The 16,101-nt window shown below is 75.2% G+C and carries 15 protein-coding genes; 9 read left to right on the forward strand and 6 right to left on the reverse strand.

Annotated features, from left to right (window positions below):
- The first annotated feature begins 36 nt into the window (after positions 1-36).
- Positions 37-1,098, forward strand: coding sequence for a YihY/virulence factor BrkB family protein (locus ACI79Q_RS05930; protein ID WP_456587748.1), 1,062 nt, complete (start codon positions 37-39; stop codon positions 1,096-1,098).
- Positions 1,099-1,100: 2 nt separating this feature from the next.
- On the opposite strand, the gene ACI79Q_RS05935 is transcribed toward ACI79Q_RS05930, so the two are convergent.
- The 5 genes from ACI79Q_RS05935 to ACI79Q_RS05955 all read right to left on the reverse strand — a co-directional run bounded on the left by ACI79Q_RS05935 (position 1,101) and on the right by ACI79Q_RS05955 (position 7,473).
- Positions 1,101-1,331, reverse strand: coding sequence for a DUF3039 domain-containing protein (locus ACI79Q_RS05935; protein WP_456587747.1), 231 nt, complete (start codon positions 1,329-1,331; stop codon positions 1,101-1,103).
- Positions 1,332-1,582: 251 nt separating this feature from the next.
- Positions 1,583-1,927 carry a DUF3099 domain-containing protein gene (locus tag ACI79Q_RS05940; protein ID WP_456587746.1) on the reverse strand — a complete coding sequence of 115 codons (345 nt, stop codon included), beginning with the start codon at positions 1,925-1,927 and terminating at the stop codon, positions 1,583-1,585.
- 100 nt (positions 1,928-2,027) lie between these two features.
- The gene (locus tag ACI79Q_RS05945) at positions 2,028-2,621 is read right to left on the reverse strand and encodes an HhH-GPD-type base excision DNA repair protein (RefSeq protein WP_456612895.1); all 594 of its coding nucleotides are present in this window, start codon (positions 2,619-2,621) and stop codon (positions 2,028-2,030) included.
- A gap of 174 nt (positions 2,622-2,795) precedes the next feature.
- The gene (locus tag ACI79Q_RS05950) at positions 2,796-4,415 is read right to left on the reverse strand and encodes a molybdopterin-dependent oxidoreductase (RefSeq protein ID WP_456587744.1); all 1,620 of its coding nucleotides are present in this window, start codon (positions 4,413-4,415) and stop codon (positions 2,796-2,798) included.
- A 343-nt stretch (positions 4,416-4,758) separates the two neighbouring features.
- Complete coding sequence (locus ACI79Q_RS05955; protein WP_456612897.1) at positions 4,759-7,473, reverse strand: AAA family ATPase; 2,715 nt, start codon at positions 7,471-7,473, stop codon at positions 4,759-4,761.
- A 128-nt stretch (positions 7,474-7,601) separates the two neighbouring features.
- Between ACI79Q_RS05955 and ACI79Q_RS05960 the strand changes: the two genes are divergently transcribed.
- The 7 genes from ACI79Q_RS05960 to ACI79Q_RS05990 all read left to right on the forward strand — a co-directional run bounded on the left by ACI79Q_RS05960 (position 7,602) and on the right by ACI79Q_RS05990 (position 14,915).
- Positions 7,602-9,113, forward strand: a complete 1,512-nt coding sequence (locus tag ACI79Q_RS05960; RefSeq protein WP_456587742.1) for an MFS transporter — start codon at positions 7,602-7,604, stop codon at positions 9,111-9,113.
- Positions 9,114-9,221: 108 nt separating this feature from the next.
- A complete protein-coding gene (locus tag ACI79Q_RS05965) occupies positions 9,222-9,455 on the forward strand; it encodes a heavy-metal-associated domain-containing protein (RefSeq protein ID WP_456587741.1) in 234 nt (77 codons plus the stop codon).
- 291 nt (positions 9,456-9,746) lie between these two features.
- Positions 9,747-10,532: an ABC transporter ATP-binding protein gene (locus ACI79Q_RS05970; protein WP_456598880.1), complete on the forward strand. Its 786-nt coding sequence runs from the start codon at positions 9,747-9,749 to the stop codon at positions 10,530-10,532.
- A gap of 6 nt (positions 10,533-10,538) precedes the next feature.
- A complete protein-coding gene (locus tag ACI79Q_RS05975) occupies positions 10,539-13,067 on the forward strand; it encodes an FtsX-like permease family protein (protein ID WP_456614374.1) in 2,529 nt (842 codons plus the stop codon).
- 101 nt (positions 13,068-13,168) lie between these two features.
- Complete coding sequence (locus tag ACI79Q_RS05980; RefSeq protein ID WP_456614375.1) at positions 13,169-13,702, forward strand: GNAT family N-acetyltransferase; 534 nt, start codon at positions 13,169-13,171, stop codon at positions 13,700-13,702.
- A complete protein-coding gene (locus tag ACI79Q_RS05985; protein ID WP_456598552.1) occupies positions 13,702-14,355 on the forward strand; it encodes a GNAT family N-acetyltransferase in 654 nt (217 codons plus the stop codon). Before ACI79Q_RS05980 ends, ACI79Q_RS05985 begins: the two co-directional genes overlap by 1 nt.
- Positions 14,352-14,915: a hypothetical protein gene (locus ACI79Q_RS05990; RefSeq protein WP_456614376.1), complete on the forward strand. Its 564-nt coding sequence runs from the start codon at positions 14,352-14,354 to the stop codon at positions 14,913-14,915. The genes ACI79Q_RS05985 and ACI79Q_RS05990 overlap by 4 nt, the downstream gene beginning before the upstream one ends.
- Positions 14,916-14,978: 63 nt before the next feature.
- Here ACI79Q_RS05990 and ACI79Q_RS05995 read toward each other — a convergent pair whose 3' ends face one another.
- A complete protein-coding gene (locus ACI79Q_RS05995) occupies positions 14,979-15,131 on the reverse strand; it encodes a hypothetical protein (protein WP_456598554.1) in 153 nt (50 codons plus the stop codon).
- Positions 15,132-15,396: 265 nt separating this feature from the next.
- Here ACI79Q_RS05995 and wrbA point away from each other — a divergent pair, with 265 nt between their 5' ends.
- On the forward strand, positions 15,397-15,999 hold the full coding sequence (wrbA, locus tag ACI79Q_RS06000) for an NAD(P)H:quinone oxidoreductase (RefSeq protein WP_456568071.1): 603 nt from the start codon (positions 15,397-15,399) through the stop codon (positions 15,997-15,999).
- Positions 16,000-16,101 lie beyond the last annotated feature (102 nt).

Below are 16,101 nucleotides of genomic sequence, written 5' to 3' on the forward strand. Positions count from 1 at the left end.
GCCGGTCCCCGCTGGCGCGGCGTGCACACTGTGCAGGTGAGCGCCGTCCTCCCCAGCGGCTCGCCCGCCCGGGCCGGCGCGGACGAGCCGGAGCCCCCCGTTCCCGGCGCCTCCGGCGCAACCCGGGCCGATGTGCCACCGCCCTCCCGGCTGCGCCGGTGGCCGACCCCGCTGCGGGTGCCGCTGCAGGTGCTCGGGCGCACGCTGGCCAAGGCCTGGCAGGACCGCATCATCGGCCTGTCGGCCGAGGCGGCGTTCTGGCAGATCCTGTCGGTACCGCCGCTGCTCATCGGGTTGCTCGGCTCGCTGGGCTACCTGGGCTCCCTCATCGGCGACGACGCGGTCACGATGATCGAGGAACAACTGCTGAACGCCTCGTCCGAGGTGCTGACCGACGACGTCGTCGACGACCTGGTACGGCCTACGCTGGCCGACATCCTGGGCTCGGGCCGGCTGGAGGTGGTCAGCGTCGGCTTCCTGGTCTCGCTGTGGGCGGGGTCCTCGGCGACCGCGACCTTCATGAACACCATCGTCATCGCCTACGACCAGCGCGACGTGCGTGGCCCGATCCGCACCCGTCTGAAGGCGCTGTGGCTGTTCGTCGTCGGGCTTCTCCTCGCGGTGCTGACGCTCCCGCTCCTGGTGCTCGGCCGCGGCACGCTCGTCGGCCTCGTCCCGGCCGACTGGCGGAGCACCACCGACATGCTGATCAACGCCGTGTACTGGCCGCTCGTGGTGATCGGCCTGCTGCTGGCGCTCACCAGCTTCTTCCACGTGACCCTGCCGAACCGGCTGCCGTGGCGTCGGCACCTGCCCGGCGCGCTGCTCAGCCTCGGGTTCTTCCTGGTGGCCGCGCTGCTGCTGCGCGCCTACGTCGGCAGCTTCCTCACCACCGCCCTGCCCTACGGAGCGCTGGCGGCACCGATCGGCGCCCTGTTGTTCTGCTTCTTCTTCGGCATGGCGGTGCTCCTGGGTGCGGAGCTCAACGCCACCATCCAGGCCCGCTGGCCGGCGCCGCTGCGCCGGCACGAGCGCCGCCGCCGGGAGCGGCGGCAGGCCAAGCTCGACGAGGAGGCCCGCCGGCTCGGCCTGCGGTAGCGCTACTCCTTGCGGAGCTGCTGGTAGACCTCCTTGCACGCCGGGCACACGGGGCTACCGGGCTTGGGGCTCTTGGTCACCGGGAAGACCTCGCCGCACAGCGCCTCGACCATGGTGCCCATGACGGCGCTCTCGGCGATCTTGTTCTTCTTGACGTAGTGGAAGACCTCGTTGGCGTTGCCGGTGTCGGAGTCGCGGACGTCCGGCCGCTCGAGGATGTCGCTGCTGCTCATGCGGTCTCCCTGTTCGACGGTGCAGTCGTGCGACGGCCGCGCGGCCGGGATCGCCGCGGTGCTCGGCGCACCCGGCGACCATTCTGACAGGGTGCCGGGCGCGAGCACCGCTCCCCGCCCGGTCCTGTCCGCCGAGGGCGCCGACGCCCGGCGGCCGCCGCCGTCGCGGCGGCGCTCCGCACCGGCGCGGTCGTGACCTGCGCGGCCGGGGTGGTCGGTCAGCCCGGAGCGCGCCGGCCCGCCCTCACCGGCTATCCCTCGATGACGCGCCCCGTCCGGGCGGGGTTCTCCAGCACCCGGTCCGGCCGGGCATCCACCCCGGCGAGGCGGGTCCGACTCTTGGGCGGCCGGTCGTTGGCCATGACGACCGCGACCCACGGCAGCACCGTGCCGAGGATCGCCAGGATGATCATCAGCCAGACGATCTTGTAGAAGACGGCAGCCAGGATCAGCGCCAGACCGCGGATCGCCATGGTGATCACGTAGCGCCGCCTGCGGGCGGCCTGCTGGTCGGTCAGGCTCGGCGCAGCTTCGGTGATCAGCACCGGCTCCGGCTTGCGCGACCGCGGGAACTGCTGGCTCGAGGCCACGGGCACCCTTCCCTCCGCTGGCCGGTGGCCGCGGGGGATCAGCCCCGCCGGCTCCCCGGACCACCCCCATGGTGCCACCGGGCGGGGCCCGGTGCAGGGGCCCCGGTCAGCCCGTCGTCACCTGCTTCGCCGCCTTCGCGGCCCGCTTCTGCTCCTGCTTGAACGCCCGCACCTCGGCCAGGGTCTCCGGGCCGGTGATGTCGGCGACCGAGCGCCGGGAGCCGTCGGCGCCGTAGTCACCGGCCGCCTCCCGCCAGCCGGGCGGGGTGACGTCGTACTGCTTCCCGAGCAGCGCGAGGAAGATCTTCGACTTCTGCGCCCCGAAGCCCGGCAGCTGGTTCAGCCGCCTCAGCACCGTGGCGCCGTCGGGTGCGTCGGCCCACAGCCCCTCCACGCGGCCGTCGTAGCGCTCGACGAGGGTCCGGCACACCTCCTGGGCTCGGCCGGCCATCGAACCGGGGTAGCGGTGCAACGCCGGCGGTCCCTGGAACACCCGCACGAGCTCCTCGGCGTCCATCGCCGCCAGCTGCTCGGCCGAGAGGCTGTCCACGCCGAGCCGGTCGGCCAGCAGGCGCGGGGCCCCGAAGGCCCGCTCCATGGGGAACTGCTGGTCCAGCAGCATCCCGATCAGCAGGGCCAGCGGGTCTCGGCTCAGCAGCTCGTCGGCGGCGTCGTCCTGGGCGATGCGCAAGGTGGTCACGTCGGAGATGGTGCCGCAGAGCGGTCCTGCCGCAATCGCCCCCGGACAAGGGGCAGCGTCTCGATGGCGAGTTCCTGTGAGGTCAGGGACAGAGCGCTGATCGGAACACCCTTCCTGCGATCGGCGCAGAACGGTGGGAGTGAGAGGTGTGGGTGGGGGTGGCGATGCGTGTGGTCAGCTGGCTGGGTCGGCGGGCCGGGCTGCGGCCGGACCGCTGGGCTCGGGATGACGCCATGCGGCGACACTCCGCACCGCCCAGCTCGTACGGGTGACGCCCAGGCCGACCAGCCGGCGCAGCGCCGGGCCGGCGGGACTGCCGCCGACGTGGACGGTGATGGCGTGGAGGCCCCGTACGCCGTGCGGGAAGGGTGTTGTGGTCTCCTCCTCCTGCCACTGGCCGGTGGTCGTGCGGCACCGTACGCGCAGCCGGTGCGTACCGGGCGTGGCCGCCCATCGGGCCGCCCATGGCCGCCAGGCGTCCGGGCCGAGGTCGACGCCGAGGGTGGCCTCGGTCCACGGGCCGCCGTCGATCTGCAGCTGCACGCGATCGACGCCGATGGGCGGCGCCCAGACGTAGCCGCGGATGGTGACCTCGCCGGGCTGGATGTGGGCATGCGGGCCGGGGGCGTCGATGCGGGAGGCCGGGTGCACCGGGTAGGTGCCGTCGGTCCAGCCGCGCGAGCCCCAGTAGGACGGCGGAGGTGTCGCGGTGACGGTCAGGCGCCGCAACCACTTGAGGTTGCCGTCCTGCCCGTGCCGGCCGGAGACGAGCAGGCGGGCGGGGCTGCCGTGCTCGCGGGGCAGTGGTTGCCCGGCCATCCCGACGGCGAGGAAGCCGTGCCGGCGGGCCACGGCCAGCGGTAGCACGTTGGCGTAGCCGTCGACGGCCTCGGCGACCAGCCAGCCGTCGTCGTCAGTCACGCCGGCCCGCTCGAGCAGGTCGGCCAGGCCGAAGCCGGTCCAGCGGGCGCAGCCCATCCGGTCGCCGCCGACGGGGTTGTGCACGCAGATCACCAGCAGGTCGCGCTCCTCCAGGGGCAGGGCGAGGAGCTCGCGGAGGGTCAGGGACAGCGGCCGCTCCACCTCGCCGTCCACCTCGAGTCGCCAGGTGCCGAGGTCGGTGCGCGGCTCGGGGACGGTGACGTCGATGACGACCAGCTCGCCGGGCTCGGCCAGGAGCGGGGCGACGCCCGGCTGCGGTGCCGCGTCGGCGGCAGGCACCGGCGGCAGCGACCGGACGGGGGTCGGCAACGCCACCTGGTCGCGCAGCGCGGCGGCGCCACGGCGACGTGCGCGGCGGTCCGTGGCGACGACCGCGCCCGTGGCCGCCGCGGCGGCGGCCAGCACCGCCGACGGCGGTACCGTCAGCGGGGCGACCGCGACCGCGGCCGCGGCGGTGAACATGCCGGCGGCCGTGGCGGCTGCGGTGTCCCGGGCCGAGGCGTCGCCGCGGCGCAGCGCGAGGTAGCCGCCGACGGCGTGCGGAGCAGCGGCCACGGCGGCACCGAGCAGCGGGCGACGGCCGGCCACGGTGCCGCCAGCGGCGGCGGCGAGGCCGCTGGCACCGGCCGCGAGCACGGCCAGGCCGGGCTTGTCGGCCCGGCCGACGAGGGCGACGCCGCCGTCGACGAGCATCGCGGGGGCGGCGTCGACCAGGCCGCGGGCCAGGCCGGAGGACGGTGAGCGGCCACGGCGCGTGGCGGAGGCGGCGATCTCACCGGCCGCGGCGGCGAGCAGCCCGGCGAGCAGGCCGGTCCGCGCGGGACGTGCAGCAGGGGTGGGGTGGTGGGCCATCCAGGGCTCCTCGGGTGCGCGGTCGGTCGCGGATCAGTGGCTCGGTGGGCTGAGGCCGACGCTAGGAACGGACCGCCGGCGTCACGCCGGGAGAACCGCCGGGATTGCCGGGGCCGGGCCGGTGGGCTGCTGCGGCCCGGCGGCGTCCGCGATGAGCCGGGCGGCCAGCGCCCGGGCGTGAGCGCCGAGGAGGCGAGCAGAGCGGAGCCGCGGCAGGTCTGCCAGGGCAGGCCGGGAACGTGCCGGCCGGGAACGTCGCGCCGGCCGGTCCGGGCACCCGGGGAGAACCTCCAGGTCGGTTCCGGACGCCCGCACGGCGCCGGAGCAGGCCCGAGCCCTGCGGCTAGTCGACCGGAAGAGCGGTGAGCTCCGCCCGGGAGGCCACGCCGAGCTTGCTGAACACGTTGCGCAGGTGGAAGTCGACGGTGCGGGGGGACACGAACAGCCGCGCCGCGACGTCCCGATTCGACAGGCCCTGCCGGACGAGTGCGGCGACCTGGCGCTCCTGCGCGGTCAGTTCGGTGGTGGTGGTGACGTCGCGGCGGCGGGCGGTTTCCCCGGAGGCGCGCAGCTCCTGGGCGGCCCGTTCGGCGTAGGGCGCGGCGCCGAGCTCCTCGAAGACGGTGAGCGCGGCCCGCAGGTGCTCGCGGGCGTCGACCCGCCGCCGGGTGCGCCGCAAGTGCTCACCGAAGGCAAGCTGGGTGCGGGCCCGGTCGGGCAGCCGCGGTGAGGCGGCGTGCGCATCGAGGCCGGCCAGGAAGTGCTTCTCGGCGTCCGGGCCGTCGGCGAGCAGCGCGCGGCCGTGCTCGGTGACGGCGACCGCCGAGGCGATGCCGGTGGCCGCGGCGAACTGCTCGACCTCGGCCAGCCACGTGCGCACGACGTCGGTCCGGCCGGCGCGGACGGCGATGTCGAAGACGTCCAGGGCGGCCATGCGGCGCAGCATCGGGTTCTGCAGCTGCTCCAGGTGGTGCAGCGCGGGCGCGGGCCGGTCGGCGCCGCGCAGCGCCTGCGCCCAGTGCGCCAGGTCGGTGACGAGGCTGTCGGTGATTCCGACCGGGTGCGCCGCGCGGACCGCGGCGACGTCGGCGAGGTGACGGCTGGCGGCATCGTCCCCGCGCAGGGCCGCGATCACCGCCAGCTGCGCGGTGGGCAGGGCGGTCAGCCCAGTGGAGCCGGTGCTCGCGGTCAGCGGCAGCGCCTCGGCGGCGGCTGCGGCGGCTCTCGTCCACGCCCCGGTCGCCAGCTGCGCGGGGAACCCGCGGGTGAGGGCGTGCTCGACCATGTTGAGCGCGCCGGCGCGGCGGGCGGCGGTCAGCTGCTCGGCGTGCAGCCGCAGGCTGCGCTCGTCGTCGTCGATGAGCCAGGCGGCGATGCCGAGGTTGGGCTGCAGCACGTGGTCGCCGTCGAGCGGCTCGGCGTCGGTCAGGTCGAACGCGCGCCGGAACGCGGCCGCGGCGTGCGCCCAGTCCCGCCGGCCGACGGCGGCGAACCCCTGCAGCAGCTCCCAGGCCGCCCGGCCGGTGGCCGGTGCGTCGGCGGGAGGTTGGCCGACCAGCGTGGCGGGGTCGACCGGGCGCGGGGAGCGCGCCCCGAACGCCGACAGCGCCGCGGCGAGCATCGCCAGCGGCCGCGCGATCGCCTCGTCGGCTGTGGCGGCGAGGGTGGCGGCCTCCAGGACGAGGTCGTAGCCGTCGTCGAGGGAGTGGGTGTTCCACTCGATCTGGCCCTGCAGCAGCAGCAGCCGTGCGCGCTGCACCGGGTGGGTGAGGTCGGCCGCGGCGGCGGCCGCCAGCCCGGCGGCGTGCGATGGATGGGCGCCGAGCCAGGCCGAGGAGGCAGCGGAGAACAGCCGCCGGCCGCGGGCGGCGCTGTCGACGGTCAGTTCGGCCGCGCGGGCCCAGGCGGCGGAGGCGGCCTCGTGTCCTCCGCGGGCGGCGGCGCGCTCGGCGACGCCGTCGAGCGCGCCGACCACCGTCTCGTCGGGCCGATCGGCCGCCGCGGCCAGGTGCCAGGCGCGCCTGTCGGGGTCGGCGCCGAGGACGTCGGCCAGCGCTCGGTGGGCAGCGCGGCGCTGCGCGCTGGTGGCCGCCCGGTACACCGCCGAGCGGACCAGCGGGTGGTACAGCGCCAGGGTGTCGCCGTCGACGCGGAGCAGCCCGATCCCTTCCGCCTCGTCCAGGGCGTCGTCGGCGATGTCGAGACGCGAGGCGGCGTCGCGGACCACGGTCAGCCGGCCCGTGTCGTCGGCTGCGACCAGGAGCAGCAGCCGCTGGGCCGGCGCGCTCAGGCGACGGACCCGGTCGAGGAACCCGCGCTCGACCCCGCCGGTCAACGGAAGCGGGGTCGGCAGCGGCGCCCGCCCGGCCAGCTGGTCACCGGTCAGCGCGGCGGCGAGCTCACCGAGCGCGAGCGGGTTGCCACCGGTCGCGGTCACCAGCCGGTCGCGCACCGCCGGGTCGACCTCACCGTTGCCCTGGGCGGTCAGCAGCTCCTCGGCGTCGGCACCGCTCACGCCACCGAGCACGGCGGTGGGAAGATCGGGCGCCTCGAAGCCGTAGCCCTCGCCCTCGCGGGCGGCGAACAGCAGCGCGACGCGCTCGGCCTGCAGCCGGCGAGCGACGAACAGCAGCGCCGCGGCCGAGGCGTCATCGAGCCAGTGCGCATCGTCGACCACGACCAGCACCGGGGCCTCCTCGGCGGCGTCGGCGAGCAGGCTCAGCGTTCCCAGGAACGCCAGGAACCGATCGCCCTCGCCGTCGGCCTCGCCCAGTGCCGCGCCCAGCGCGGCGGCCTGCCGCGCCGGTAGCGCGTCCAGGCGGGCGCGCAGCGGCCACAGCAGCCGCTGCAACGCGGCGAACGCCAGCGGCGACTCCGATTCCACCCCCGACGTGCGCAGCACTTGCATGCCGGCCGCAGCGCTGACCGCGTCGGCCAGCAGCGTCGACTTGCCCGACCCGGCCACGCCGCGGATCACCAGGGATCCGCCGGCCCCGGCGCGGGCGGCGCCGAGCAGCGCAGCGATCGCCGCGCGTTCGGCATCCCGTCCGGCCAGCACGAACGGGACCGTACCGACCGCGGCGGACAGGTCCCGTGATCGCGATCCCGGTGGTTTTCCCGGCGTGAGGGCCCTCGACGGCGGCGAGCGTGGCAGCCAGACCCGCAGACCCACCTCGAGGAGGAGCCATGTCGGCCCACCCCACCATCGAACCGGCGGCGCCCGCTCACCAGCACCCGCACGCCTGCGGCCACGGTCACGCGGCACCTGCCGCGGACGAGCCGCGCCGGCCGTGGACGGTCTTCGCGCTGATGATCGCCGCCCAGTTCATGGTCATCCTGGACGTGTCGGTGGTGAACGTCGCCCTGCCGTCCATCAGCGAGTCCCTGCGCCTGTCGGCCGCGGACTACCAGTGGACGATCAGCGCCTACGTGCTGCTGTCGGGCGGGCTGCTGCTGCTCGGCGGCCGGATCGCCGACCTGCTCGACCGGCGCCGCGCGGCCCTCGCCGGTATCGCCCTGTTCACCGCCGCGTCGCTGGTCAGCGGTCTGGCGCAGACCCCGCTCACGCTCATCGGAGCCCGGGCGGCGCAGGGTGCCGGTGCGGCACTGCTCACCCCGGCCGCCTTGTCGATCATCATGACCGCCTACGCCGGAAAGCAGCGGCAGACCGCGCTCGCGGTGTGGGGCACCGTCGGCAGCCTCGGCATCGCCGCCGGCGTGCTCTTCGGCGGGGCGCTGACCAGCGCGCTGGGCTGGCGGGCGGTCTTCTTCATCAACGTGCCGATCGGCATCGCCGTCGTGCTCGGCACCCTGCGCACCGTGACCCGCGGCAACGCGAGGACCGGTGCGCTGCGCCGCCTCGACGTGCCCGGTGCGCTCACCCTGGTCGGCGGGCTGCTGGCCCTGGTGTTCGGCATCGAGGCCACCCGCTCGGCCGGCTGGGCCGCGCCGCGCACCTGGCTCGCGCTGGTCGCCGCCGCCGCCCTGCTCACGACGTTCGCCCGGCTCGAGCGGCGCGCCGCCGATCCGCTCATCCCGCCGGCCACCTGGCGGATGCGGTCGCTGGTCTCGGCCTCGGCGGTGATGGCCGGTGTCACCGGTGTGGTGGTCGGCGCGATCTTCCTGACCTCGCTGTACCTGCAGGCCATCGTGGGCTCGACGCCGGTCGTGGCCGGCTTGCAGTTCCTGCCGCTGGCCGCCGCGATCACCCTCGCCGCCGCCGCTGCGTCGAAGGTCATCGGCCACCTCGGCGCCCGCACCCTCATCCTCGGCGGGTTGGTCGTGCTGGCCGCCGGCGTGCTGCTGCTGGCCACGAGCGCCGGCGGCACCTCCTACGCCGCCCACGTGCTGCCCGGCTTCCTGCTCGTCGGTGCCGGTGTCGGCCCGATGTTCGTGGCCATCGCCGTCGCCGCGATGAGCGACGTGCCCGCCGAGCGCTCCGGGCTGGCCTCGGGGCTGATGATGACCGGCCACGAGATCGGCGCCGCCCTCGGCGTCGCCGCGCTCACCGCCGTCGCCGGCAACCTCGCCACCTCCGCCGGGCTCATCGACGGCTACGGCCGGGCGTTCGCCGTCACCGCCGCCGTCCTCGCCGCGCTGTTCGTGCTCACCGCACTCGCCGTTCCCGGCGGCAAGCCCCCGGCCGGCACCGCCGGCCACGGGCACGGGCACGGGCACGGGCACGGGCACGGGCACTGACCCGGCCGATCCCAGCACAGATCCCGGCGATTTCCCCGGTGAGAGGCACCCACCCCGGCGCCGAGGCTCCTCCCGACCGACGCCGCACCCACGCACCAGGAGCTCCCCATGCTGTCCGGCACCCCGCGCACCTTCATCGGCGCCACCACCTTCCGCGTCACCGGGATGACCTGCGCGCACTGCCGCCAGGCGGTCACCGAGCAGATCGCCGCCGTCGACGGCGTCGAGACCGTCACCGTCGACCTGGCCAGCGGCATGGCCACCGTCACCGCCACCCGGCCGGTGGACCGCGCCGACATCGCCGCCGCGATCGAGGCGGCCGGCTACCGCGTCCTGCCCTGACCGCCCGGCGGCGGAAGCCCGCGATGCTTCCGCCGCCGGCGCTCCCCCACTCCCTGCACCGCCCGCACGAAGGGACACCCGCCGTGAACCTGCTCCACGAGGAGCTCTTCCACGCCCGCCAGGCCGAACTGCTCCACGACGCCCGCACCCACCAGCTCGCGCGGGCGGCCGTGGCCCGCTCCCTGCGCCGCCGCACCCGCTGACCACCCGCCTCACACGCCCCCTGGAGACGCCATGCCCGCCCGCCCTCTTCTCCCACCGCACCCTCGGCCCGCCTCTGCAGGAGAGACCATGACCCGCTCCTCCGCCGTCCCGGCCGCCGCGACGACGGAAGACGAGCCGCCGATCGCCGCCCGCGCCATCGACCTGGTCAAGACCTACGGCCGCGGCGAGGCCACCGTCCGAGCCCTGGACGGCGCCTCGGTCGCGATCCCCGCCGGTGAGTTCACCGCCGTCATGGGTCCCTCCGGGTCGGGCAAGTCGACCCTCGTGCACGCCCTCGCCGGCCTCGACGCCGTCGACTCCGGCCGGGTCCTCCTCGGCGACACCGACCTGACCACCCTGTCCGAGCGCGACCGCACCCTGCTGCGTCGCGAGCGGATCGGCTTCGTCTTCCAGGCCTTCAACCTCATCCCGGCGCTGACCGCCGCCGAGAACATCAGCTTGCCGCTCACGCTCGCCGGCGAGCGCCCCGACCCGGCGTGGCAGGAGGAGCTGGTGGCGATGCTGGGCTTGGGTGACCGGCTCGACCACCGCCCGGCGCAGCTGTCCGGGGGGCAGCAGCAGCGCGTCGCCGTCGGCCGGGCGCTGATCGCCCGCCCAGAGCTGGTCTTCGCCGACGAGCCGACCGGCAACCTCGACTCCCGCGCCGGCGCCGCGCTGCTGTCCTTCCTGCGCAACGCCACCCGCACGCTGGGCCAGACGATCGTCATGGTCACCCACGATCCGGTCGCGGCCGCCTCCGCCGACCGCGTCGTCTTCCTCGCCGACGGCCGCATCGTCGACGAGCTGCCCGACCCCACCGCCGAGACGGTGCTCGCCCGCATGGCCGGCCTCGACACGCGAGCGGGGGTGTGAGCCGAGATGTTCCGTCTGGCTCTCGCCAACGCGCTCGCGCACCGGTCCCGGCTCGCGCTGACCTGGCTGGCCGTCGCGCTCGGTGTCGCGTTCGCCGCCGGCAGCCTCGTGCTCACCGACACCAGCAGTCGACTGCTCGACGAGCAGTTCCGCGCCACCGCCGCCGGCGTCGACCTCACCGTCCGGGGTGCGGCCGCCTTCGACGCCGCGATGGGGGTCGAGGTGCAGCGCGACCCGCTACCGGTCGGCCTCGCCGACCGCATCGCTGCCACCCCCGGTGTCGACCGGGTCCAGGCGGTGGTCTCGGGTCCAGGGCAGCTGCAGGTCGACGGGCAGTCCGTGGGACTGGCGGGGCCGACCATCCTCGCCTCCTGGGCCGAGGCCCCGTTCACCGCCTACAGCCTGCGGGCCGGCCGCGCCCCGGCCGGTGACGGGGAGGTGGTGCTCGACTCGGCGACCGCCGCCGAGCACGGCATCGCTCTCGGCGACACCGTCACCGTGTCGGCGACCGCCAGCCGGCAGCTGCGCGTGGTCGGCCTGACCGGCGTCGGGGACGGCGACGGCTTGGCCAACAGCACGGTGGCGCTGGTCGACCTGCCCACCGCGCAGGCGCTGCTCGACCTCGGCGCCGGAGTCACCTCGCTCGACGTGCTCGCCGCCGACGACGTCGCCGTGACCGATCTGCGCGGCGATCTGGCCTCCGCCCTCGGCGAGGACTACGCCGTGGCCAACGCCCAGGACGCCGCCGCCGCCAGCGCCGACGCCGCCAAGGAGAGCATCGACTACCTGCGCATCGTGCTGCTGGCGCTGGCCGCCGCCGGTCTCGTCGTCGGCGGGTTCCTGATCGCCAACACCTTCGGCATCGTGCTCACCCAGCGCGCCGGGGAGCTGGCGCTGCTGCGTGCCGCCGGAGCCACCGGCCGGCAGGTGTTCGTCTCCGTGCTCGGTGAGGCGCTGCTGGTCGGCGTCACCGGCGCCGCGGGCGGCACCGCCGCCGGAGTCGGCGCCGCCTACGCCCTGCGGGGGCTGGCCTCCGGCGTCGGATTGGCGCTGCCCGACGGCCCGCTGACCGTCACCGCCCGCACGATCGTCGTCGGGCTGGCCGCCGGCACGGTGATCACGCTGCTGGCCGTGCTGGGTCCGGCCCGACGGGCTGCCCGTACCGCGCCGGTGGAGGCCATGCGTAGCTCCGACCCCGTGCCGACGGCCCCCCGACGCGGCCGGCTGATCGCCGGCTGGGCGGCCTCCGCACTCAGCCTGGCGGGCCTGCTTGCCGCCGCGCTGCTGCGCGACATCGCCGGCGTCGCGCTGGGCGCGGTGCTGCTGCTGTTCGGCCTGATCGTGCTGAGCCCCGTGCTGACGCCGCGGCTCGCGCTCGCGGTCGGCCGGCCGCTCACCGGCCTCGGCGTGCCCGGCCAGCTGGCCCGGGAGTCCGTGGTGCGCAACCCGCGGCGTACCGCAGCCACCGCGATGGCCCTGGCGCTGAGCCTGGCGCTGATCGGCTTCGTCACGGTGCTCGGCAGCTCGGTGAAGGCCATCGGAGCGACCACCGGTGAGGCGATCACCGCCGACCTGCTGGTGCAGAGCAGCCGCGACGAGATGCTCGGCGGACTGTCCCCGCAGATCGCCGCCCGCGTCGCCGCCCTGCCCGAGGTCGCCACCGTCTCCGCGGTCCGCTACGGCCACTGGCTCGACGCCGGCACGACCAGCGCGCTCACCGCGGTCGACCCGGCCACCCTGCCCCGTGTCGCCGACATCGACATGACCGCCGGCGACCTGGCCGCCCTCACCGACGGCGGCATAGTGCTCGCCGACAGCGTTGCTGCCGAGCGCGGCCTGTCCGTCGGCGACACTCTCGCGCTGACCCTCCCGCGCGATGGTGACCAGCGGCTGCGGGTGGTCGGGCTGATGGCCGACGACTCCGCCCGCGCGCTGTCCACCAGCTACGTCATCTCCCTGGACACCTACGCCGCCCACTTCAGCGAGAACGTCGACGCCACCGTCTACGTCGCCCTCGCCGACGGCACCGACCCGGCCCACGCGCGGACGGCGCTGCGCACAGCGGTCGCCGACTTCCCCAACGCCGAGGTGCTCGACCAGGCCGAGGCCGCGGCCGGTCGGGCCGCCGCCGTGGACCAGGTGCTCGGTCTGATCACCGTGCTGCTCGGGTTCGCCGTGCTGATCGCGCTGCTGGGCATCACCAACACCCTGGCGCTGTCCATCGTCGAGCGGACCCGCGAGATCGGCCTGTTGCGCGCGGTCGGCATGACCCGCGGGCAGCTGGCCGGCATGGTCCGCGCCGAGGCGGCGCTGATCGCCGCCGTCGCCGCGGTCGTGGGCGTCGGTCTGGGTCTCGGTCTGGCCGCGGCCACCCTGGCCGGGTTGTCCGGGGACAACCCGTTTGTCATGGAGGTCCCCGTGGTCAGGCTGCTCGCCGTCACCGCCGCGGCGGTGCTCGCCGGCCTGGCCGCCGGGCTGCTGCCCGCCCGCAGGGCCGCGAGGCTTGACGTGCTCACCGCCATCGCCACCCGCTGACCACCGGGAGCCGGGCCCGGCTCCACGGGCCCCGGCGCCGGCACCACTCCACCGCAGCCCGTCCCCCTCCAACCGGTCCCCGCCACCTCCAGGAGCCGACCATGCCCCACCCGCCCGCGGCCGACCTCAGCGCCCCCGCCGCAGCGCCCCCACACGTCGCGATCCGGCGGGCCGCACCTGCCGACGCCGCCGCCGTCGCCGCGATGGCCGGCGAGATCGCCGCCCACGAGGACCAGAGCGCACACGTGCACGTCGATGTGGAGAAGTGGCGCCGGATGCTCGACCGCCCCGATGCCATCGTGCTGCTCGCCGAGCGCGCCGGACAGGCCGTCGGCTACGTCTCCGCCCTTCGCCAGCTGCACCTGTGGACCGGCGGCGACGTGCTCAACCTCGACGACCTCTACGTCCGCCCCGGCCACCGCGACGCCGGCGTCGGCCGCCATCTCATGGCCGCCCTCGCCGCTCTTGCCGCGCCCGAACAGCTGCTCATCCGCTGGGGCATGGAGGTCGACAACGCCGACGCCCAGCGCTTCTACCGCCGCCTCGGCGCCACCCTGCGGCCCAAGGTGCTCGCCGCCTGGACTCCCGCCGCCTACCGCCACCTCGCGTCCGCCCGCCCCCAGCCGGAGAACTGATGAGGCTCCACCTACGCCCCGCCACGGCCGGCGACCTCCCGGCCGCGGCCGCGCTCCTCGCTGACGCCTTCACCGACTACCCCTGGACCCGCTGGACCGTCGCCGCCGACGACCACGACCGACGGCTGACCGCGCTGCAGGAGCTGTACCTCACCGCCGTCGCCCTGCCCTACGGGCACGTCGATCTCGGCTACACCGCCGAGCGCCTGACGACGGTCGCCGTCTGGCTGCCCGGCACCGCCATCCCCGACCAGGTGTGGCGTGAGATCGGGGCGACGGTCGCCGACCTGGCCGGTGACCGCGCGGCCACGGCCGCCGCAGCCGACGCCGTGCTCGGCCCGCACCGGCCCGGCGGCGCACATCTCCTGCTGGCCAGCGTCGGCGTGGACAGGAGCCACCAGGGGCGGGGCATGGGAGCCGTCGCCCTCGCACCGGGGCTCGCCCGCGCCGATCGATACGGGCTGCCGGTGCACCTGGAGACCAGCGCGGCGCGCAACGTGCGCTTCTACCAGCGCCTCGGTTTCACGGTGACCGACGTCGTCGACCTGCCCGACGGTGGTCCACGCACCTGGCTGATGCACCGTGCGCCACGCCCGGCCGACGCGGGCCCTGCTGCCACCGGGACGGCGGCTGGAGCGGAGCCCATCAGGTGAGCGGGTTGCTGATCGCCCTCATCGTGGCCTGCGAGGTCGGCTTCTGGTGCCTGCTCGGCGCCTGCCTGGTCACCCGCTACCTCCTGCGCCTGCGCCGCACCAGCGCGGTCCTGCTGGCCGGCGCCCCGGTGCTCGACCTGGTCCTGCTCATCGCCTCCTTCCTCGACCTCCGCTCGGGCAGCACAGCCGGCGCCGCGCACGGGCTCGCCGCCGTCTACATCGGCTTCTCCGTGGCGTTCGGGCCGCTCACCCTGCGGTGGGCCGATCAGCGCTTCGCCCACCGCTTCGCAGGCGGCCCGCCACCCGCGCGCCCCCCGGAGTACGGGCAGGCACGCGCTCGCCACGAGTGGAAGCTGTGGGCCCGCGCGCTCGCCGGGTGGGCGGTCGCCTGCAGCCTGCTCGGCCTGGCCGTCCTCTCCGCCGACGATGCCGCGCGCACGGCGCACCTGGCCGGCTGGATCAACGGGCTCACCGCCGGCGTCATCATCTGGGCGCTGGCCTGGCCGCTGCCCTACACCTTCTGGCCGAAGACCCACCGTTCACGATGCCCCACCTCGTGACCGGTGCACGATCGGCCGGTCCACCGGCACCGCCGACCGGTTCACGAGCCACTTCGGGAACGGTCACTGCTTCGTCGACGCATGTGCTGCCAGCAGCATCCCGATCAGCAGCGCGAGCGGGTCGCGGCTCAGCAGCTCGTCGGCGGCGTCGTCCTGGGCGATGCAGAGGGTCGGCACACCCGAGATGGTGCCGTAGAGCGATCCCGTGGCAATCACCACCGAGCACCGCGGGCCGTATGGTTCCGCCGGTGGACGATGTGCCTGCCAGAGAGCTCGTTCCAGGTTTTGTGAACGAGCGCTGACTTCCGGCTTCGCTCTACCCCGGTCACCACCACGCCGTCCGCATCCTGGGCGCCGGGCGCCACTTCCCGACATGCATAACGAGCCGGCGCGCGGTAGCGTCGCAACAGTAGTTGAGCATTCAATGAGATACGCCGACTGCTGCCCGTCATGTCCGAACCAACGCGCTACAGGGAGACCCGTGCCCAACATCGCTGTCGTCTACTACTCGTCGACCGGGAACGTCCACCAGCTCGCCGCCGCTGTTGCTGACGGCGCCCGCGAAGCCGGGGCCGAGGTTCGCCTGCGTCGAGTCCCCGAGCTGGCTCCCGAGGAGGCCATCGACTCCAACCCGCTCTGGCGCGCCCACGTGGACACCACCGCCGATCAGGTCGAGGTGGCCACGCCGGCGGACCTCGAGTGGGCCGACGGCTACGCCTTGGGCACGCCGACCCGATTCGGCACCCCTGCAGCCCAGATGAAGCAGTTCATCGACACCCTCGGTGGGCTCTGGTTCACCGGGAAGCTGGCCAACAAGGGCGCCACCGCCTTCACGAGCGCGCAGAACGTCCACGGCGGCCAGGAGTCGACGATCCTGACACTGTTCAACGTGTTCTCCCACTTCGGGGCGGTCATCGTGCCGCCCGGCTACACCGACCCCCTGCTGTTCGAGGCCGGCGGGAACCCCTACGGCGTCTCCAACGCCTCGGGCGGCCAGGCGGCGACCGCCAACCAGGCCGAGCTGGCCGCGGCCCGCTACCAGGGCCGCCGCCTCGCCGAGGTGACCGCCAAGCTCGTCGCCTGACATGGATCACGGTTCCTGGGGCTGCTCCGCGGACTCGCCCCAGGAACCGGCCAGATCCAAGATCCCGGCGCTACCGCCGCAAGGTCGCCAGCGCCTCTCCCG

The organism is Blastococcus sp. SYSU DS0828, assembly GCF_054050975.1.